The sequence below is a fragment of the Dyadobacter sp. genome (assembly GCF_051859145.1).
Lineage (GTDB): Bacteria > Bacteroidota > Bacteroidia > Cytophagales > Spirosomataceae > Dyadobacter.
In genome coordinates this window covers 1-5,365 of the sequence record NZ_JBHYGF010000299.1, presented here as the reverse complement: position 1 = coordinate 5,365, position 5,365 = coordinate 1, and the positions used below count along the sequence as shown (strand labels likewise).

The 5,365-nt window shown below is 49.2% G+C and carries 6 protein-coding genes; 5 read left to right on the top strand and 1 reads right to left on the bottom strand.

The genetic code is table 11. The annotated features are described in order from the left end of the window. The first annotated feature begins 4 nt into the window (after nucleotides 1-4). The 3 genes from ACTIE6_RS16705 to kdpB all read left to right on the top strand — a co-directional run bounded on the left by ACTIE6_RS16705 (nucleotide 5) and on the right by kdpB (nucleotide 4,014). Nucleotides 5-67, top strand: a complete 63-nt coding sequence (locus ACTIE6_RS16705) for a potassium-transporting ATPase subunit F (protein ID WP_439557726.1) — start codon at nucleotides 5-7, stop codon at nucleotides 65-67. A 47-nt stretch (nucleotides 68-114) separates the two neighbouring features. After that, nucleotides 115-1,812: a potassium-transporting ATPase subunit KdpA gene (gene kdpA / locus ACTIE6_RS16700; protein ID WP_439557725.1), complete on the top strand. Its 1,698-nt coding sequence runs from the start codon at nucleotides 115-117 to the stop codon at nucleotides 1,810-1,812. A 162-nt stretch (nucleotides 1,813-1,974) separates the two neighbouring features. After that, nucleotides 1,975-4,014 (top strand): potassium-transporting ATPase subunit KdpB, encoded by a 2,040-nt coding sequence (gene kdpB, locus ACTIE6_RS16695; RefSeq protein WP_439557724.1) that lies wholly within the window; start codon nucleotides 1,975-1,977, stop codon nucleotides 4,012-4,014. A gap of 26 nt (nucleotides 4,015-4,040) precedes the next feature. Here kdpB and ACTIE6_RS16690 read toward each other — a convergent pair whose 3' ends face one another. Then, entirely contained in the window at nucleotides 4,041-4,232 is a 192-nt protein-coding gene (locus ACTIE6_RS16690) for a hypothetical protein (RefSeq protein WP_439557723.1), read from the bottom strand. 39 nt (nucleotides 4,233-4,271) lie between these two features. On the opposite strand from ACTIE6_RS16690, the gene ACTIE6_RS16685 reads away from it, so the two are divergent. Both ACTIE6_RS16685 and ACTIE6_RS16680 read left to right on the top strand, forming a co-directional pair. Further along, complete coding sequence (locus ACTIE6_RS16685; RefSeq protein WP_439557722.1) at nucleotides 4,272-4,835, top strand: K(+)-transporting ATPase subunit C; 564 nt, start codon at nucleotides 4,272-4,274, stop codon at nucleotides 4,833-4,835. A gap of 19 nt (nucleotides 4,836-4,854) precedes the next feature. After that, nucleotides 4,855-5,365 (top strand): outer membrane beta-barrel protein (locus ACTIE6_RS16680; protein WP_439557721.1); only part of this gene is annotated, 511 nt, incomplete at its 3' end.

Sequence of the window (5,365 nt, the reverse complement as noted above, 5' to 3'; positions counted from 1 at the left end):
ATTCATCGTCGCGATCCTCGTGTTTGGCTACATGTGCTATGTATTGGTCAAACCTGAAAAATTTTAAACCAAGTCGTTTTGGCAACAACCAGAGCCGGACTAAATCACAAATAAATGAATACTGAATTATTAGGCGTCATTGCTATGTTTGCTGTCACGGTGCTGCTGGCAATCCCCTTCGGAAAATACATCGCCAAAGTCTATGCAGGCGACAAAACACTGCTTGATCCCGTGCTGGGACCTTTGGACAAGTTGCTTTTCAAACTTACCGGCGTAGATGAAAAGCGCGAAATGAGCTGGAAAGAACACATGTTCGCGCTGCTGACCGTCAATATGGTCTGGTATCTGCTTTGCATTTTCGTTCTGATGAACCAAAGCTGGCTGCCACTCAATCCCGACGGTAACCCCAACCAAACTGCCGACCTGGCATTCAACACCAGCATTTCGTTCGTGGTCAACTGTAACCTGCAACATTATTCGGGCGAAAGCGGCGTGAGTTATCTTTCACAGATGTTTTTAATGTTCCTGCAATTTGTCAGCGCCGGTACCGGTTTGGCGGCTGCGGCGATCATTTTCATTGCATTGAAAAACCGGACTGCCGAACAGCTGGGGAACTTCTGGAACCTGCTTGTCAAATCCTGCACCCGCATTTTACTGCCTCTATCTCTTGTAATCAGCACAATCCTGGTCTTCAATGGCACGCCGATGACATTCGAAGGCAAAGATACTGTCATCAACATGCAGGGCGATACGGTTCAGGTTTCTACCGGCCCGGTGGCGGCTTTTACGGCGATCAAACATTTGGGCACAAATGGCGGTGGTTTCTTCGGTACCAACTCCGCGCACCCGCTCGAAAACCCCAGCTACCTGACCAACATGGTCGAAATGTTCTCGCAAATGATTGTTCCATTCGCGATGGTATTTGCATTTGGTTATTTTTTGAGGCGGAAAAAATTCGGCTGGATGATCTTCGGCGTGATGACTGTCGGGTTTCTGCTGCTCGTGATCCCTACAATGGTTTGGGAAATCAACGGCAATCCGGCGATCGGAAAACTGGGTGTCGATATTTCAGCTGGTGCAATGGAAGGCAAGGAAGTTCGCTTCGGCAGCGCCGCCTCTGCATTTTGGAGTATAGCTACCACCGTTATCTCAACTGGGTCCGTTAACTCCATGCACGATAGCGCGATGCCGCTTTCCGGAATGATGCAGCTGCTGGCGATGATGACCAATGCATTTTACGGCGGCTGCGGCGCCGGAATAATGAACTTCTTTGTATTCATTGTACTTGCCGTTTTTATCAGCGGTTTGATGGTAGGCCGCACGCCGGAGCTTTTTGGTAAGAAAATTGAGGCGCGTGAAATGAAGATTGCGATGATCGTTGCGCTGCTACACCCGCTCATGATCCTGGCCGGAACTGCCCTGGCTGCCGCATTTCCCGAAATCACATCGGCCAACCTGAACAACCCCGGCTTTCACGGATTCAGCGAAATGCTTTACGAATACACTTCGTCAGCCGCGAATAATGGCAGCGGTTTTGAGGGGCTTGGCGACAATAACCTCTGGTGGAACATTACTACCGGCATTGTGCTCATCTTCTCCCGTTTCATCCCGATCATCGGACCGGTGGCGATTGCAGGGCTTTTAGCCAAAAAGAAATTCATCCCCGAAAGTGCAGGCACGCTGCCGACCGACTCAGCAACTTTTGGCCTGATGACCCTCGGCGTGATCGTGATCATTGCGGCCCTATCCTTCTTCCCGGCACTGACGCTCGGCCCGATTGCGGAGTATTTTGCGGGAGCTTTTAGCGGTTAGTAGCAGGCTGTCGGCCGTCGGTTATCAGCAGTCAGCTTTTGATCGATAGCGTTTATAAAATCTTCTTAAAGTATTTCAAGTATCAATTAAACAAATGCTGTCTGATAATGCCGAAAGCTCAAAGCCGATTGCCAAAAGCCGACTGCCGACAGCCCAATCAAAATGAAAACTCAAACCACCTCCTTGTTTCAAAAGGAGCTTGTGAATGAAGCGATTAAACAATCGTTTATCAAACTGAATCCCAAATTGCTCTTCCGAAATCCTGTGATGTTTACCGTGGAAATCGGGACGATAGTAATGCTTGTTGTAAGTCTCTGGATTCTCTTCGGGGAAAAATCGCAGGGCAGCTTCGGCTATAACTTCGTGGTGTTCCTGATCCTGTTCCTGACATTGCTTTTCGCCAATTTTGCCGAAGCAATCGCCGAAGCAAGGGGAAAAGCGCAGGCAGACAGTTTGCGGAAAACACGTGAAGAAACCCAGGCGAAACTGGTGGTCGATAACGTGCAGGGATTCAATGTAAACACGAAGCAGGTGATGTCCGTCCAGATGAAAAAAGGCGACGTTTTCATCTGCGAGGCAGGCGACAATATTCCGATGGACGGTGAAATCATCGAAGGTTTGGCCACGATCGACGAAAGTGCAATCACAGGCGAATCTGCGCCGGTGATCCGCGAGGCAGGCGGTGACAAAAGCAGCGTCACAGGTGGTACCAAGGTTCTTTCCGACCGGATCAAAGTGCGGGTAACTACCGCGCCGGGCGAAAGTTTCCTGGACAAAATGATTGCATTGGTAGAAGGCGCCAGCCGTCAGAAAACGCCAAACGAAATCGCGCTGACAATCCTGCTGGCAGGTTTTACGCTCGTATTTATCATTGTTTGTATCACCTTGCAGCCATTTGCGAGCTACGCAAATACACCCATCACCATTGCGGCATTCATTTCCCTTTTCGTGTGCCTGATCCCGACGACGATTGGTGGCTTGCTCTCTGCGATTGGTATCGCTGGTATGGACCGCGCATTGCGGGCAAATGTGATCACCAAATCGGGTAAAGCCGTGGAAACAGCCGGTGACGTGGACGTTTTATTGCTGGACAAAACCGGTACGATCACCATTGGTAACCGCAAAGCCACCCAATTCCACGTAGCCAATGGTGTTACCGATAATCATTTTATCAAAAGCGCCGTATTGAGCTCGATCGCAGACGAAACGCCGGAGGGTAAATCCATACTCGAACTCGCCAATGCTACCCCTGCTACTTACAGCTTGCCCAATCCAAAATTTGTAGAATTCACGGCCGAAACGCGCAGCTCGGGTGTGGATTATGAAAATACACGCATCAGAAAAGGGGCATTTGATTCCATTAAAAAACTGGTGGAAAGTGCGGGTAACCACTTTCCTGAGGAGATTGATACCAGAGTAAAAGCGATCTCCAACAATGGCGGTACGCCGCTGGTGGTCGCTGAAAACGAGCAGGTACTAGGCGTGATCGAGTTGCAGGACATTATCAAGACGGGCATCAGCGAGCGATTTGAACGGTTGCGCAAAATGGGTGTGAAAACGGTGATGGTGACTGGCGATAACCCACTCACGGCCAAATTCATTGCGGAAAAAGCAGGTGTAGATGACTTCATAGCCGAAGCCAAGCCCGAAGACAAAATGAACTACATTAAAAAAGAACAGGAAGGCGGCCGCCTCGTGGCAATGATGGGGGACGGTACCAATGACGCGCCTGCATTGGCCCAGGCAGACGTAGGTGTGGCGATGAACAGCGGTACCCAGGCAGCTAAAGAGGCAGGTAATATGGTCGACCTGGACAATGATCCGACCAAGCTGATCGAAATCGTAGAAATCGGAAAGCAGCTTCTGATGACCCGCGGCACACTGACGACATTCTCAATCGCGAACGACGTAGCCAAGTACTTTGCAATCATCCCTGCATTGTTTATCGCCAGCATCCCAGCCTTGCAAGGATTGAACATCATGCAATTGTCCAGTCCGGAAAGCGCCATTCTGTCGGCAGTGATTTTCAATGCAATCATCATCCCGTTCCTGATCCCGCTGGCATTGCGCGGTGTAAAATACACGCCCATCGGCGCAAGCGCATTGCTACGGAAGAACCTGTTTATCTACGGATTGGGCGGCGTGCTGGTTCCTTTTGTAGGGATTAAGGTGATTGATGTGATTGTCAGTATCTGGATTTGATTATTGATCGTAATGACCATAGACACTCATAATGAAAGCGACTTGTCCAGCCGTAAAAAGTATTCTTCTTTTGTTTCAAATCGCAGGATTCCAGCAGAAGGTTTCTCGCTTATACTGATCGTGATTTCACCATCCTCCAAGCCACTCAGCAATGTCCTGATCTTATTAATGAGCTCGTCAGTGAACTCCGATGGCTGAACGCGCAACACAGCTTCCATAGAAATCAATTTTTCTTTAAAGTTAGAAATATAAAACATATGAAAACGAATATAATGCCTGCTATCAGGCTCACACTAGCTACGCTTGTACTCTTTTGCGTGGTTTATCCCGGCATCGTTTGGGCAATTGCCCAGTTGGCTCCTAATCACGGAAAAGGTGAAGTGATTACGAGTGGCGGCAGGAAGTACTACGCCAATATTGGTCAGGTTTTTACCGCGGACAAGTACTTTAACTCACGCCCGTCAGCAGTTGACTATAATTCTGCCGGTAGCGGCGGTAGCAACAAAGGTCCGTCCAATCCCGAATATCTCGCGACGGTGCAGGCGCGCATTGATACATTCCTGGTGCATAACCCAGGCGTGGCGAAAGCGGATATACCGGTCGAAATGGTAACTGCCAGCGCCAGCGGACTGGATCCGCACATTTCGGAACAGGCTGCATTGATTCAGGCCGGTCGGATCGCGCGGGTTCGCAGCATTTCCGAAAACAGGGTAACTGACTTGATCGGCAAAAACACGGAAGGTGCATTGTTCGGAGTTTTCGGGCCATCGTCGCGGGTGAATGTGTTGAAGCTGAACCTGGCTTTGGACGCGCTTAAATAGTCATTCAATTTTAATACAAATGAAAAAGTACTTCGCGGCAGCTATAATGCTCGCCCATTTTCAAAACGCCAATGCCCAGGATACAACCAAAACTGCCCCTGCTTTTACTGTAAGCGGTTATCTGGAAGCTTATTATAATTACGACTTCAATCGTCCGCTGAATAACACAACGCCTTCTTTTTTATACAATTTCAACCGTGCGGGAGAAGTTAATGTGAATCTTGGGTTTGTCAAAGGTAGCTACAACAGTGACCGCGTGCGCGCCAATCTGGCATTGGCAGTGGGTACATATATGAATGCCAACTACGCCGCCGAACCGGGTGTGCTGAAAAACATTTACGAAGCCAATGCCGGCGTGAAGCTCACCCAAAATGCCAATCTGTGGCTGGATGCTGGTATTATGCCTTCGCACATTGGTTTTGAAAGTGCGATCGGGAAAGATAATTGGGCGATGACACGCAGCCTGGTAGCCGAAAATTCCCCATACTTCGAGTCGGGCGCAAAGCTGAATTATACTTCGAATAATGGAA

Coding starts and splice junctions, on each gene's coding strand:
- ACTIE6_RS16690 (WP_439557723.1), bottom strand. CDS start 4,232: ATGGAAGCTGTGTTGCGCGTTCAGCCATCGGAGTTCACTGACGAGCTC.
- kdpA (WP_439557725.1), top strand. CDS start 115: ATGAATACTGAATTATTAGGCGTCATTGCTATGTTTGCTGTCACGGTG.
- kdpB (WP_439557724.1), top strand. CDS start 1,975: ATGAAAACTCAAACCACCTCCTTGTTTCAAAAGGAGCTTGTGAATGAA.
- ACTIE6_RS16685 (WP_439557722.1), top strand. CDS start 4,272: ATGAAAACGAATATAATGCCTGCTATCAGGCTCACACTAGCTACGCTT.